Annotated in this window: 9 protein-coding genes and 2 rRNA genes (1 of these 11 only partly in view); 9 read left to right on the forward strand and 2 right to left on the reverse strand. The window is 54.4% G+C overall.

Annotation, left to right across the window (positions count from 1 at the left end):
• Positions 1-15: 15 nt before the first annotated feature.
• From ACYQ15_RS09080 to ACYQ15_RS09120, 9 genes are all read left to right on the forward strand, one after another.
• Positions 16-531 carry a 4Fe-4S dicluster domain-containing protein gene (locus ACYQ15_RS09080; protein ID WP_459937198.1) on the forward strand — a complete coding sequence of 172 codons (516 nt, stop codon included), beginning with the start codon at positions 16-18 and terminating at the stop codon, positions 529-531.
• Between the two features lie 103 nt (positions 532-634).
• Positions 635-1,804, forward strand: a complete 1,170-nt coding sequence (locus ACYQ15_RS09085) for a sulfite exporter TauE/SafE family protein (protein WP_459937199.1) — start codon at positions 635-637, stop codon at positions 1,802-1,804.
• An 89-nt stretch (positions 1,805-1,893) separates the two neighbouring features.
• Positions 1,894-2,511, forward strand: coding sequence for a hypothetical protein (locus tag ACYQ15_RS09090; RefSeq protein ID WP_459937200.1), 618 nt, complete (start codon positions 1,894-1,896; stop codon positions 2,509-2,511).
• A gap of 113 nt (positions 2,512-2,624) precedes the next feature.
• Positions 2,625-3,548, forward strand: a complete 924-nt coding sequence (locus tag ACYQ15_RS09095; RefSeq protein WP_459937201.1) for a phosphate/phosphite/phosphonate ABC transporter substrate-binding protein — start codon at positions 2,625-2,627, stop codon at positions 3,546-3,548.
• Between the two features lie 51 nt (positions 3,549-3,599).
• Positions 3,600-5,690 (forward strand): ATP-binding protein, encoded by a 2,091-nt coding sequence (locus ACYQ15_RS09100; protein WP_459937202.1) that lies wholly within the window; start codon positions 3,600-3,602, stop codon positions 5,688-5,690.
• A gap of 371 nt (positions 5,691-6,061) precedes the next feature.
• A complete protein-coding gene (locus tag ACYQ15_RS09105) occupies positions 6,062-6,433 on the forward strand; it encodes a response regulator (RefSeq protein ID WP_459937203.1) in 372 nt (123 codons plus the stop codon).
• A gap of 104 nt (positions 6,434-6,537) precedes the next feature.
• The gene (locus ACYQ15_RS09110; protein WP_459937204.1) at positions 6,538-9,084 is read left to right on the forward strand and encodes a PEP/pyruvate-binding domain-containing protein; all 2,547 of its coding nucleotides are present in this window, start codon (positions 6,538-6,540) and stop codon (positions 9,082-9,084) included.
• On the forward strand, positions 9,077-10,144 hold the full coding sequence (locus ACYQ15_RS09115; protein ID WP_459937205.1) for a protein-tyrosine phosphatase family protein: 1,068 nt from the start codon (positions 9,077-9,079) through the stop codon (positions 10,142-10,144). The genes ACYQ15_RS09110 and ACYQ15_RS09115 overlap by 8 nt, the downstream gene beginning before the upstream one ends.
• A 353-nt stretch (positions 10,145-10,497) precedes the next feature.
• Complete coding sequence (locus tag ACYQ15_RS09120; protein WP_459937206.1) at positions 10,498-11,049, forward strand: type I restriction enzyme HsdR N-terminal domain-containing protein; 552 nt, start codon at positions 10,498-10,500, stop codon at positions 11,047-11,049.
• 370 nt (positions 11,050-11,419) lie between these two features.
• Here ACYQ15_RS09120 and rrf read toward each other — a convergent pair.
• Together rrf and ACYQ15_RS09130 are read right to left on the reverse strand one after the other, a co-directional pair.
• Positions 11,420-11,534 (reverse strand): 5S ribosomal RNA (gene rrf / locus ACYQ15_RS09125).
• Positions 11,535-11,645: 111 nt separating this feature from the next.
• A 23S ribosomal RNA gene (locus tag ACYQ15_RS09130) occupies positions 11,646-14,038 on the reverse strand; it runs 658 nt beyond the window's last position.

A 14,038-nucleotide genomic window follows, 5' to 3' on the forward strand; every position in this document is an offset into this window, starting at 1 on the left:
GAAGGAGCATGAATTATGAGCAACTACTTCATCAAGATCGATCAGGACAGATGCATCGGCTGCAAGGCCTGCGAGGTTCACTGCAAGGCCAAGAACAGGGTGCCCACCGGAGCCAAATTGGGACAACATGTCACGTTGGGACCCATTGAAAAGAAAAATCAGGCAAAATACATGTACATGTTCATGCCCTGCTTCCACTGTGAACAACCCTGGTGCGTCACCGCATGCCCCACTGGAGCGATGACGAAACGCGAAGAAGATGGAATTGTTTTCGTTAAAGGCGAGTTGTGCGTGGGTTGCAAGGCCTGCATCATCGCCTGTCCCTGGAAGATTCCGCAGTGGGACATGGTCAATGGCAGGGCAATCAAGTGCGACTATTGCCGCGACAGAGTGGATCAAGGCCAGAAGCCGGCCTGCGTCACGGCCTGCACCACCCATGCCCTTTCTTTCGTCAATCCGAATATAGCCTCGAATAAAACAAGGGAAGAATACGCCATTCAGGTTCTGCTTTCCGAACCGGATCGGAAATAGAGGCAATTTCGTTAAGTTTTCTTGAAGAACTTGCCGGAAGCGGGCCAGCTGCATTTCCCTCCACGGCAAAGAAACAACAATCTAACGGATGGGAGGAACGTGTATGCACAAAAAAATGGTTCTGGTCATCGCACTCGTGCTGACCCTGGGGACAATGTTCCTTGCTGCGGAACATTCCTGGGCCCAGGTTGCTGATCTCCAACAAGCCATCGCCGAGGCGCCGAGAGGCACCGAAAGAGGCGAGATCGATCCCAACGCGCCTCCAGGATATCTCGGCATCCCCGGAGCGCCCCAAATCAGCCTGATCCTCGCCTTCTTCTGGGCCGTTTGGGTGGGCTGGGTTTTCTCCACCGTCGGCGCCTTCGGCGGGATCATGGCCGGTATCGGACACATCACTATTTACGGTCTGGGCAACTATGCCGGCACCTTCCGGCAGACTGCCCCGACCATCAACCGGGCCGTCACCGACTCCATCCGCGTCTCCAACCAGTTCATGGTGGGTACCAGCGCCCTGATTTCCTCCATCAACTATTACAAGCTGGGACGACTCGTCTTCCCCGTCGCCGCGGCTCTGGCTATCGGATCCATCGCCGGCAGCTATCTTATTCCGATGCTGACCGCGGGCAAGCTCTCCTTTCGCGAGTATGTGGGCTACTTTGGCATCTTCGTGCTGTTTCTCGGCTTCTACATGCTGTATGAAACCACCCCCCGAGGTTCGGCCGGAAAGAAGGAGGCCAAGAAAGCCGCGGAAGCTTTTGAAGCGACCATGAAGAGGAAGCGCTCCGGGGAGAAAGTGGATACCAGCGAACTGGGCGTGAAGATGAAATCCTTTTCAGCAAGCAAAATTTCGTTCACCTTTTACGGGGTCGAATTCTCCTTCAACCCGATTTACCCCATCATCGGCGGTTTTTTCATTGCAGCCATCGCCGCGTTCCTGGGCGTGGGCGGCGGATTCATGCTCGTGCCCTTCCTGACCAGCGTCACCGGGCTGCCCATGTATCTTTCGGCGGGCACGTCCGCCCTGGCCGTGATCATCGGCATGATCACCAGCATCCTGAGCTACCTCCAGCAGGGCGTACTTGTTCACTGGCCCCTGATCGGCACCCAACTGGTAGGCATCGTCATCGGTTCCATGGTCGGACCCCATACTTCGGCCTATATTTCCGACAAATGGCTGAAGCGATTCTTCATCATCCTGGCCTTCTACGTTGGCCTGAACTTCATGGCCCGCGGTTTTATCGGCAGGGATTTGATGAGTCTGCTGTTCGGGTAATGCCTGAAAACACATCAGTAACCATCAGGGCTGACGCTTCGGCGTCGGCCCTTTTTTTCCATTTCTTTTTAGGATAGGAATTGAGGAACATGCATGAATTTTCCGAATTTGTCCTGACTGCTTATCTCTGGCTGGACTCAGTCCTCATCTCGCCCTACCGAATGATATCGGATCCGGTTGGCGGCTTCTTTTTCGGTACGTTCATCCTTTGCCTGTGGTGCACCCTGATCGGCGAGTTGACGGCACTGGGTGTAGGCCGCCTGAACCGGGCCCACATCCGCAAATTGGAGCAGGAGTCCATTCGCCTGCACAACCTTTCGGTGAAAGCGATCATCCACAAGGACAAGGAAAGCTACCGTGCATGCAACAAGTTGGCTAATGAAGCATGGGGAAAGTATTTTTTCGCCACCATCGGCCAGGGAGCTTCGACGTTATGGCCTGTCCCCTTTGCCTTGGCCTGGATGGCCACACGATTCCAGGCCATCGAGTTCGAACTGGCTTTTTCCATCCCCCTGCTTCCGGATATCGTCGGCTATCCTGCCGTGTTCATCCCCATGTACATTCTGGTCCGGATCTGTTTCGCCAAGCTCAAACCGTGGCTGCCCTTCTTTCATGATGACACGCCCAAACTCCGCCGCCCCGGGCAGGAGGAGGAAAAGATGATTACCTGGGCGGATGTAGACAAGCACAAGGGGCTGCCGGGATAATTTGAAATGCAACAGTCCGTTTTGGCGCCCCCAGCCGGAAACTCCCGGTTTGACGAGCAGCCGTTGACAATCGCCAGCGTTCAATCCTTACGGATTTTTACCAGGAGATGAACATGAAAAATAGATTTTTTTGGTTACTGCTCCATCTCATGCTGATTTTCCTGCTCTCGGCCTGCGGCGACCAGTCCACACCAGTCAAGGTTGATCTGGCCGAACGCGAAGAGGTAACTCCGGGACCTCATCAGCCAGTCATCACCTACGCCTATCTGCCCCAATTCTCGCACACGGTTTCCTTCGAACGCCATCAGCGCTTGGTCCAGTATCTCTCCGAGGTCACGGATTTGAACATCCGCCAGATTTTCCCGGAAACCTTTCACGAGCACATGCTGATGCTCGACCAGGGCAAGATCGACATCTCCTATGCCAACCCGTTTGTCTACGCCCTGACCGCGGAGCGATCCGGGGCAAAGGTCTTTGCCAAGATCATCGAGTTGACCGGTGAAGCGGCTTTCGGCGGCCTGATCATCACCCGGGCGGACAACCCGGAAATCCAGGCCCTGGAGGATTGCCGCGGTAAACGCTGGATTGCCGTGGATCAGTTTTCTGCCGGCGGATATCTTTTCGGCTTGGGGCATTTCATTGATCATGGCATCATGCCGGAAGACTTTTCGGAAATCGTTTTCGCTCCAGGGCCTGGCGGAAAACAGGAAAGCGTCATTCTCGGAGTATACGCCGGTCGCTACGACGTGGGCACGGTTCGCGAGGGCGCCCTGGAACTGTTGGAAGACAAGATCGATCTTTCACAGATTCGCATTCTGGCGCGCACCCAGCGGTATCCCGGTTGGAGTTTTTCAGCTCGTCAAGGCCTCGCTGTCGAGATTGTGGAGTCAATCAAGGATGCCATGCTTGCTCTTGATTTTGACAACCCCGAACACCGCCTGATTCTGGAAAGAGCCGCCATAAGCGGAATAGTTGCCGCGCAGCCCGAGGACTTCGATGCCGTCCGCGACCTGGTCCGTCGGGCCGGACTGCAATAAGCGCTGCATGACTCCGCGGGAGCTCATCCGACATCAGCTGGAGTGTTAGCCATGCGCTCCATATTGCATTACCTGGCCCGGCGATCATTCCAATCAAAGATCAACCTCGGGCTGGCCCTGATCATCATCTGCTTCGGCCTGCTCCTGGGCATCATGAGTTATGCCGTGAGTTCCCGTGCCCTGCTCGATGAAACGCTCAAGCGGGGCCAGAGCCTAGTCGTCAACCTTTCCGCACGTTCCGTGGAATCCATTCTGGCCATGAATTTTTTGCGCCTCACGATCCTGGCCACTGAGGTCGTCCAGATTGGCGATGAAAACGACATCGTGTACGCTTTCATCCTGGATCGCCACGGCCAGGTTCTGGCTCACAGTTTCAGGGAAGGCTTTCCGGTGGCCCTGCGTCTGGCCAACCTGGTTGAGGACCAGCAACCTTTTTCCATTCAGTTTTTGGATACCGGCACCGAACGGATCTACGACTTCGCCGCTCCTGTCATGGTGGACGAGACTCGCCTGGGAACCGTGAGGGTCGGCCTGTCCTACAGCACCATCAAGGCGTCCATCGACCGGCTGATGTGGTTGAACATGCTCATGACGCTTGGAGCAACCATCCTGGCGCTGATGGTCGGCAGTTTCTTCGCTCGAACCGTTACCAGGAGGATCAATGCGCTACGCCATTCAGCCGAGGCCGTGGTCAAAGGCGACTTGGACGTCCAGGTAAGTCCATTTCTTGAGCGCAACTGTTGGGAGATCATGGATTGCGACAAAGATCATTGCCCGGCACGTGGAGATCGCCAACGTCGCTGTTGGTATATTGCCGGAACCTTTTGCCCGGATTGCGGAACGGGCGGATTTCCAGAAAAAGTCGACAACTGTCTGAATTGTCCCGTCTACCGCCGCAATGCCGGTGATGAGATCCAAAGCCTGGCCGAATCTTTTGAATACATGGCGCTGACCCTGAAAAATCACATCGAGGAACTGCGCCTTTCCCGAAAGAATTTAAGCCTGCAAAAACAACTGTTAAAGACTATCCTGGACGTCACCCCTGACCTGGTCGCCCTCCAGGACCACAACCTGGTGTACCTTGCCGTAAACAAGGCCTTTTGCAACCACTTGGGACGAGATGAAAACGAAATTATTGGCAGCACGGACTTCGATGTCTTCAATCCGGAACAGGCGGACCAGAACTACCACGAAGACATGCAGATCCTGATGACGAAACAGCCACTGTCCAAGGAAATCATGACCAAGGGCAACAAGGGCAAGAAATGGCACCACGTCGTGAAGGTCCCGGTGATCGAGAATGACCGGATCATTGGACTGCTCTCCACGGCCAGGGACATTACCGTAGTCAAGCAGTACCAGGAGAAGCTGATCCACTCCCAGAAGATGGAAGACCTGGGTCGCTTGGCCGGCGGCGTGGCTCACGAGATCAACACCCCCTTGAGCATCATCCTGGGATACGCCCAGTTGCTGCTCAAGGACATTCCTGACAACGATCCCGTGGCCCAGGATGTGGCCATCATTGAAAAGCAGGCTCAGGCATGTCGAAAAATTGTGGCTGACCTGCTGAGTTTTTCCAGGAATACGGAAAAAGATCAAACCCAGATCGACATCAACCAATCTCTTCATGAAGTGGCCGATCTGGTGGAGCACATCTTCCGCCAGAACCGGATCGTGATCATCAAGGAACTCGACGACCAGATCCCGCCTGTTACCGGGGACAAGGAACGCCTGAAACAGGTCTGGATGAATCTGCTCAACAACGCCGCGGACGCCATCGGCACGGACGGCTGTATCATGATCAAGACCAAGCTCTGCGCCCACCGTCGCCGCCTCGTGGTCTCTGTTGCGGATACGGGCAGCGGCATCCTGGAAGAGGATCTGGACAAGATCTTCGAGCCCTTCTTCACCACGAAACCTGTGGACAAAGGCACGGGGCTCGGGCTTTCGGTTACTTTCGGCATCATCAAGGACCACGGCGGACGAATCAGCGCGTTCAGTCCCGTGCCTAGCGAGTATAATGACAACTACCCTGCTTGCGAGGCCGAACTCGGTCCCGGCACGGTGTTCTTCGTCGAGTTGCCCTTGGAGGGCAACACCATGCCCGACGACGAGTGCGTGGAAATACCCAAGAGGACTTGATTACCACCTTCGCGGTTGCTTGCCGCTACCGTATCTATTCATCCGAATTTCGAGAAGAAGACCTGGCTGGCGCCGGCTTCGCCAGTATGACTGATGGGGAAACGACTTGCTGCAACAACTCATTCCGGCGAAAGCCGGAATCCAGTGCACGTGAATCGCGCGATGTGCTGGGTAGTTACTTCAAATGATTGCAACTGCTCGACGAACCGTGGAGGAGGCATTCCGTGTTCAAAACCGATTCCAACCCCGACCCCGACCCCGATTCCCCTCGCCTGAGGAAGAAAGTGTGCCGAGAAGTTACAAATGATTCACAGCAGGTCCGGCCTCGATGACCTCCGGAATCCGATGCTGACATAAACAAGGAGAACTTGATGGCAGAGATTCTTGTTCTGGACGACGTGCAGGATGTGGGCGTGATGATCCGCCGCATTTTGACCCGCCAGGGACACAACGTGCATGTGTATAGCGATGAGGAACCAGCTCTTGAGCATGCCAGCAAGACCCCTCCTCACCTGGCCATCCTGGACATCAAGCTCAAGAAGATGAGCGGTGTGGAAGTGCTGGAAGAGCTGAAAAAAATCAATCCGCATATCCGGGTGATGATGCTCACCGGCTATCCCACACTGGAAACAGCCAAGCAGGCAATGCAGCTCGGGGCTGATGAATATTGCGTCAAGCCCATCGACATTGATGAGCTTGTGGATAAAACCGCGCAAATTCTGGCTAGAGCCGGCCACGCCTGATCGACTGACCATACCTCGTGGAGGCTTCTGCAACCCGATTGGTGCGACACGACCAAGATCTGCTGCAGTTGTCGGGCTCATGTGGGCAGAAAGGTGAGGAAAACATGGCATTGCAAAAAATTTCATCCTGGGCTGAACGGATTTTCTCACCGGACAAGGTGGTCATGCGACGATTCAGCATGTTTCAGAACCTGTTGCGGGAAGACAGGAAGTGTCTCAAACTGATCACCAAGCTGGAAGAAATTCACCATCGCCCAATCCCGACGGATTGGTCCCGCATTGCCCTGCTTGTCCAGGCTTTGTCCACAACGACGCAGCGCTTGATTGACTGCCTGGTGGCAATGCGCCCTGGAACCTATGACCTCCTGACGCACAGCCACTCCCGCATCTCCGAGGAGCTCATGGATTTGCTGCCGGGACCTGATATCATCACCAGTCCTCCCTACGCACTGCCTCTGGACAAGGCTTGGGAGCACCCGGAGATGCTGGGCGGCAAAGCCCGTGCTCTGAGTCGCATCCGCAAAGAAACAAAAATCCCGGTCCAACCCGGATTTGTCATCACCACCAATGCCTTTCATGCGTTCCTGGAGGAAAACAACCTGCAGCAGGTCATTGCCCGCGGCCTGCGCGGACTGAGTCTGCAACGCCCGGATCGGCTGCGACGAATTGCGGATAGCCTGCAGCAGGCCGTCATGTCGGGAAAAGTGCCCGACATTGTTCAAACACAGATCCTCGACGCCATGCATGACGTCACTGGTACGGACCAATTCACAGCCTGGGCCGTGCGCAGCAGCGCCAGCGCCGAGGACAGCGAGGTATCCTTTGCCGGACAGTACGCCACCGTGCTCGACGTGCGCCAGGAAGACATCTGCGAAGCATACAAATCCGTGCTGGCCAGTAAATACACTTCCCGTGCCTTGACCTATCGCCTGCATTACGGTCTGGACGACAGCCAGACCCCTATGGCCGTACTGGTGCTGCCCATGATTTCTCCGCATGCCAGTGGGGTAATGTACACCATGGACCCCCTGGACATGTGCAAGGGATCTTGTCTGGTTATCACCGCCGTTTCCGGATTGGGCACCCGCCTTGTGGATGGTAGCGCGGTTCCGGATATTTTTCTGATTTCCCGAAACGATCCCAAACATTTTCTGGCCAAGCAACCAGCGCCCGAGGACAGGTCGTCAGACACCGGTTCCCAAAATGCGAAGAAAAACACTCTTTGCCTGGACGATGCCGCGGCAACTTCCCTGGCGGAATGGGGCCTTGAATTGGAATCCTTGGCCGGCGTTCCCCAGGATGTGGAGTGGGCGCAAGATCAGATGTCCAAACTGACAATACTCCAGTCCAGGCCCATCCACATGCCCGAGGATGGGTCGGATCCGGAAGCGCTGATCCACGATCAGGCCCAAGATACGCCTACGCCTTCCAACCACATCGCCGTGCTGATGGAAGTAGGTACCCCGGCCAGCGTGGGCATTGCCGCAGGCCCGGTCCACTATATTTCCGGTGATGGGGACACCAGTGGGATCCCATCAGGCAGCATTCTTGTCACGCCGAATATCCCGCCCAGCCTTGTGCACGTGGTGCACAACGTCCAGGCGGTGCTTGCCGAACACGGCAGCAAGGCCAGCCATTTTGCCTCCGTGGCGCGGGAGTTCGGCCTTCCGCTGGTTGTCGGACTTGGCAGCCTGGCAACAACCTTGACCCAGGGACAAACCGTCACCGTTGATGCCTACCGGGGCGTTGTGTACGACGGAGAAGTGGCGGAATTGCTTGAATGGCAGGAAAAGCAAAAAAGCAGGCCGACCATCCCGTTTCAACGTAAAATGAAACCCCTCATGCAACTGATCAGCCCTCTCTCCCTGACCGACCCGACGTCACCAGATTTTGCACCGGAAAATTGCCGGACCTATCACGACCTCGTTCGCTTTGTTCATGAAAAGGGCACTCAGGAGATGTTTTCCCTGGTGGAAGCCAAGGGTCGCGGTTTGCGAAGCAGCAAGAGCCTGGAATCCGACATCCCCATGGTTATGCAGGTTCTGGATCTCGGCGATGGCTTGCGTGAATCGGCTCAGAACAAAAAAACAGTGCGGCCGGAAGATTTCACGAGCGCTCCCATGCAGGCTGTCTGGAGCGGTCTTTCTGATCGGGACATCACCTGGTCCAAGGAGTTGGTACATGTGGATTGGGAACGTTTCGACCAGGTCAGCGGAGGAATTTTCAGCCTCAAATCGTCCCTTCTGGCCAGCTACGCCCTGGTGGCCGCCAACTACACCCACTTACTGCTACGCTTTGGTTATCACTTCGCGGTCTTGGATGCCATGTCCGGTCCACGTCCTGAAGAAAATCACATCCAATTCCGGTTCAAGGGTGGGGGAGGCTCGCAGGAAAAAAAGGTCTGGCGGCTGGCCATGATCCGCAGCGTCTTGACCCAATTTGATTTTCGCGTGGACATCAACGAAGATATGCTTGAAGCCAAATGCATGCGTCTGGGACATGAAGCCACCCAGTTGCGGTTGCGTGTGGCAGGATACGTGCTTGGCCGCACTCCGTTGCTGGACATGGTTCTTGAAAGCGAAGATCATGCACTGGCCATGGCCGAGGAGATGGCAAAAAAATGGCAGGATGAAGGCGATACTAATGAGTGATGCAACAGGATATCCCATTTACTGGGTCACTGATCATTTGGCCACAGGCCCAGCGCCCATGTCTTACGATCATCTGGACAGCCTCAAGGCAGCGGGGATCGACGCGATCATGAACCTTTGCGCCGAGTACTGCGACCTGCACGATATTGAAATGAAGCAAGGCTTTGAAGTGCACTATCTCCCCATTGAGGACGAGGAAACTCCGCAACTGCAAGCCCTGGAGACCGCCCTGGCCTGGCTGGACGAGGCCATCTATCTGGGCAAGAAGGTCTACGTGCATTGCCGTCACGGCATTGGACGCACCGGCACAATCATTTCCGCTTATCTCTTGCGCCGCGGATTGGGCAGTAAACTCGTCAAACAGAAAATCAAGAAGCTGCGTTCCCAGCCCGCCAACTTCGATCAGTGGTGGCTGGTGCGCAAGATCGGCAAAAAAGAGGGACGGCTGACCATTCGCGAACCCTCCCTGGAATGGAAGACCCTGGTGGATTTGCGTCCTTTTTTCGCGGACCATGAAGCCTTGCTCGCGGAAATCGACGTTCGCTTGCAACAGCAAGAGGCTGCCTCTCTTTGCGGCCGGGACAATGCTCTGTGCTGCACCAATTGCGTGGAGATTTCCCTGATCGAGGCAGCCTTCCTGACGCATCACTTGAATCGTAAACTGCATAGCGCCCAACGGCTGGCTGCGATAGAACGCTGTTCCGAGGTCACCCGGACCTGTCGCGCCTTGCGGAAAGAATCCGCTGGGGAATCGGAAGAGGAATTCGCCCGACTCTATAATCAACAAGCCATAATCTGCCCCTTGTCCCAGGAACAGCGTTGCCTGATCTTCGCGTCACGCCCCCTGGACTGCCGTTTTTTCGACCTGCAGGAAAGTCCGGAGAACAAGGATTTCATCGAAAACTGCCGCCAACGAACCGAAATATCATCCCAGGGCCTTTTTCTGGCTCTGACCGGAAGTTTCTCCAGCCGCCAGAAAATCTCTTTTCCCTTGGTTGACGTCGTTTCCGGAAGATTCGTGCAATCCTTCTTTCACCTCTTATCCGGCAATCTTGCCTGATGTTACCTGATATTGACAGATGACCTTCATCTCTGAGAGGCATCTCGACCTGTAACGATTCAGCACGCCGTAATGCTGTGTCCGGATTCTGAGTCGGTAATCGGTATCTCTTTCTCATAAAGGACCGGCGATTGTTCAAGTGCCTTTGTTTTTTACCAGGTATCTATTCAGCAAGTCCGCGAAAAAGATCTGGATACCGGCGTTCGCCGGTATGACTGTATAGATTCAGCTTGCCACGATAAGCCATTCCGGCGAAAGCCGGAATCCAGTGCTGGTGAATGACCACCCTCCGGATGAACTGAATAGTTACTTTACCAGATTCATTGGAAAACGTTCGATAGAAGGAGCAGCACATGCATGAAGTGAGCCTTGGGCAAACCATACAAGATTACCTCACAGGCGCTGAACTTGAGATGACGACGTATGAAGATTTGCGACAGGGATTGGCCCGTATGCTTGTTGAGGAAAAAGGATACCCAAAGGAAAACGTGATTCCCAAGGTCGAGATTAAATTCGATATAGACGATAAGCCCTTCTCACGAAACGTGGACCTGCTGGTCCATGATGGACAGGGGAAACCGGTCTTGGCTCTCCTGTTCTGCTCCGGAACTCCGGAGTCATACACTCGTGAGGCTGTTTACGCCGGCAGACTTGTTCCAGAAGGGCCGGTTTCCCTGGTCGTGGTGACGGACAGCAAGGATGCTCGCCTGCTGCGAACAATGGACGGCAAAGTCTTGGACAGTGGATTCGCGTCCATTCCCTCCTGGGAAGTTCTCCAAAAACTCCTTCTCGAAAATCCTTCACCAACACTTGATCCGGACAGGATTGTCCGCGAGCAACGGGTGTTTTACATGTACAGCGGTTTTCTGGAAGGTTGCTGCGGCACGACGTGCCCAACACCCTGACATTGTTTTTCGGTGATGGAAATATTTTAAAAGTGACCAAAATCTATTGTAAGTATTCAGCACATACGCTGAGGTCACTCGCCAGAGCTGGATTCCGGATTTCGCCGGAATGACTTATCATACCACGTCCTTTCCCAGTTAAGTCATACCGGCGAAGGCCGGTATCCAGTCTGAATTTCCTCGGATGAGCTGAGTATTTACCATCTATTTATCTTCAGCCGGTCTCATTGAAAACGGGGGCCGTGCTGGAGTGCGATAGCCTCGGTGGGAGTTGCTTAAAGATGGCAGTTGGGGTGGATAAGAATTCCCGACAAATCCAAAACAAAAAGCCCGCTTCTGCTGAAGCGGGCTTTTTGTAATTGAAAGAAAGTTCTGGCGACGTCCTACTTTCCCACGGTTAGAACCGCAGTATCATCGGCGCTGGAGGGCTTAACTTCCGAGTTCGGAATGGGATCGGGTGTATCCCCTCCGCCCAGGTCACCAGAACTAATTTGGTGTATGGTGGTTTGTGTTTTGTGGTTTGTGGGGATTCAAAATAATTCCAGCCACAAGTCACTGATCACAATTCACCTTTTTGATAGGGAATGAAGAATAGAGAGGTTAAGACTCACGGTCTATTAGTACTGGTCAGCTGAGCGTATTGCGACGCTTACACCTCCAGCCTATCAACCTGGTGGTCTACCAGGGACCTTTAGGGAATTTCTTCCAGGGAGACCTAATCTTGAGGCAGGCTTCCCGCTTAGATGCTTTCAGCGGTTATCCTTTCCGAACATAGCTACCCAGCTGTGCCGCTGGCGCGACAACTGGTCCACCAGAGGTTCGTCCATCCCGGTCCTCTCGTACTAGGGACAGGCCCTCTCAAGTCTCCTCCGCCCACAGCAGATAGGGACCAAACTGTCTCACGACGTTTTAAACCCAGCTCGCGTACCACTTTAAACGGCGAACAGCCGTACCCTTGGGACCTGCTCCAGCCCCAGGATGTGATGAGCCGACATCGAGGTGCCAAACCGCGTCGTCGATGTGAACTCTTGGACGCGATCAGCCTGTTATCCCCGGCGTACCTTTTATCCGATGAGCGATGGCCCTTCCATGCGGGACCACCGGATCACTAAGACCGACTTTCGTCCCTGTTCGAGATGTCTCTCTCACAGTCAAGCTCCCTTATGCCTTTGCACTCAACGGCTGGTTTCCAATCAGCCTGAGGGAACCTTTGCACGCCTCCGTTACATTTTGGGAGGCGACCGCCCCAGTCAAACTACCCGCCTGGCACTGTCTACGGTCAGGCTTCACTGACCAGTATTAGAGTTTTAGAATAACAAGGGTGGTATTTCAAGGATGGCTCCGCCCATACTGGCGTACAGGTTTCACAGCCTCCCACCTATCCTACACATGATATCCCAAAACCCAATGCCAGGTTATAGTAAAGGTGCACAGGGTCTTTCCGTCTTGCTGCGGGTAGACGGCATTTGCACCGCCACTTCAATTTCACTGAGTCTCTGGTCGAGACAGCGCGGAGATCGTTACGCCATTCGTGCAGGTCGGAACTTACCCGACAAGGAATTTCGCTACCTTAGGACCGTTATAGTTACGGCCGCCGTTTACCGGGGCTTCGGTTCAAAGCTTCGGTTGCCCTAACCTCTCCCCTTAACCTTCCGGCACCGGGCAGGCGTCAGTCTGTATACCGCGTCTTACGACTTCGCACAGACCTGTGTTTTTAGTAAACAGTCGCCCCCGCCGTTTCTCTGCGACTCCTTGATGCTCAGGGAGCAAGTCCCATCACAAGAAGGAGCACCCCTTCTCCCGAAGTTACGGGGTCATTTTGCCGAGTTCCTTGACCAGAGTTTTCTCAAGCGCCTTGGGATACTCTCCCCGCCCACCTGCGTTGGTTTGCGGTACGGTCCGCGAAACATCTCGTTTAGAGGCTTTTCTCGGCAGCATGGGATGAGTCACTTCTGTCTTGCGACACGTCATCACCTCTCGGCCTTAAAGCTTCGCGGATTTGCCTACGAAGCAAGCCTACAGGCTTGAACCGGGACATCCAACACCCGGATGACCTACCCTTCTGCGTCCCCCCTTCACTCAAACGATGTCCCACAGGTACAGGAATATTAACCTGTTTCCCATCAGCTACGCTTTTCAGCCTCGCCTTAGGGGCCGACTCACCCTGGGAAGATTATCTTTACCCAGGAAACCTTGGGCTTACGGCGAAGAAGTTTCTCACTTCTTTTATCGTTACTCATGCCAGCATGATCACTTCCCTGAAGTCCAGCAAACCTTCCGGTTCACCTTCATCCCGCAGGGAACGCTCCCCTACCGCGTACGTTAAAACGCACACCCGTGGCTTCGGTATTGTGCTTAGCCTCGTTACATTTTCGGCGCAGAATCACTAGACCAGTGAGCTATTACGCTTTCTTTAAAGGATGGCTGCTTCTAAGCCAACCTCCTGGCTGTCAAAACGACTCCACTTCCTTTCCCACTGAGCACAAATTTGGAGACCTTAGCCGACGGTCTGGGCTGTTTCCCTCTCGACTATGGACCTTCTCACCCACAGTCTGACTCCCAGGATAAAACACACGGCATTCGGAGTTTGATAGGGTTTGGTAACCTGGTGGGGCCCCTAGCCCTTTCAGTGCTCTACCTCCGTGTGCGAATTACCTGAGGCTATACCTCAATATATTTCGGGGAGAACCAGCTATCACCGAGTTTGATTGGTCTTTCACCCCTATCCACAGGTCATCCAAAAGGTTTTCAGCCCTAACTGGTTCGAGCCTCCACTTGGTTTTACCCAAGCTTCACTCTGCCCATGGATAGATCACTCGGTTTCGGGTCTTATCCGCACTACTCAAGCGCCCTATTCAGACTCGCTTTCGCTGCGGCTCCGCCTCAGAAAGGCTTAACCTTGCAGTACAGATAAACTCGCTGGCTCATTATGCAAAAGGCACGCTCTCATCCGGCACTCACTTCGGCTAGAAAACATAAGCCAAACTTG

The sequence above is a fragment of the Desulfonatronum parangueonense genome, from assembly GCF_054656975.1.

What these genes read in the sequence shown, in the direction of transcription:
- ACYQ15_RS09080 (WP_459937198.1), top strand. Translation starts at nt 16, where the DNA reads ATGAGCAACTACTTCATCAAGATCGATCAGGACAGATGCATCGGCTGC.
- ACYQ15_RS09085 (WP_459937199.1), top strand. Translation starts at nt 635, where the DNA reads ATGCACAAAAAAATGGTTCTGGTCATCGCACTCGTGCTGACCCTGGGG.
- ACYQ15_RS09090 (WP_459937200.1), top strand. Translation starts at nt 1,894, where the DNA reads ATGCATGAATTTTCCGAATTTGTCCTGACTGCTTATCTCTGGCTGGAC.
- ACYQ15_RS09095 (WP_459937201.1), top strand. Translation starts at nt 2,625, where the DNA reads ATGAAAAATAGATTTTTTTGGTTACTGCTCCATCTCATGCTGATTTTC.
- ACYQ15_RS09100 (WP_459937202.1), top strand. Translation starts at nt 3,600, where the DNA reads ATGCGCTCCATATTGCATTACCTGGCCCGGCGATCATTCCAATCAAAG.
- ACYQ15_RS09105 (WP_459937203.1), top strand. Translation starts at nt 6,062, where the DNA reads ATGGCAGAGATTCTTGTTCTGGACGACGTGCAGGATGTGGGCGTGATG.
- ACYQ15_RS09110 (WP_459937204.1), top strand. Translation starts at nt 6,538, where the DNA reads ATGGCATTGCAAAAAATTTCATCCTGGGCTGAACGGATTTTCTCACCG.
- ACYQ15_RS09115 (WP_459937205.1), top strand. Translation starts at nt 9,077, where the DNA reads ATGAGTGATGCAACAGGATATCCCATTTACTGGGTCACTGATCATTTG.
- ACYQ15_RS09120 (WP_459937206.1), top strand. Translation starts at nt 10,498, where the DNA reads ATGCATGAAGTGAGCCTTGGGCAAACCATACAAGATTACCTCACAGGC.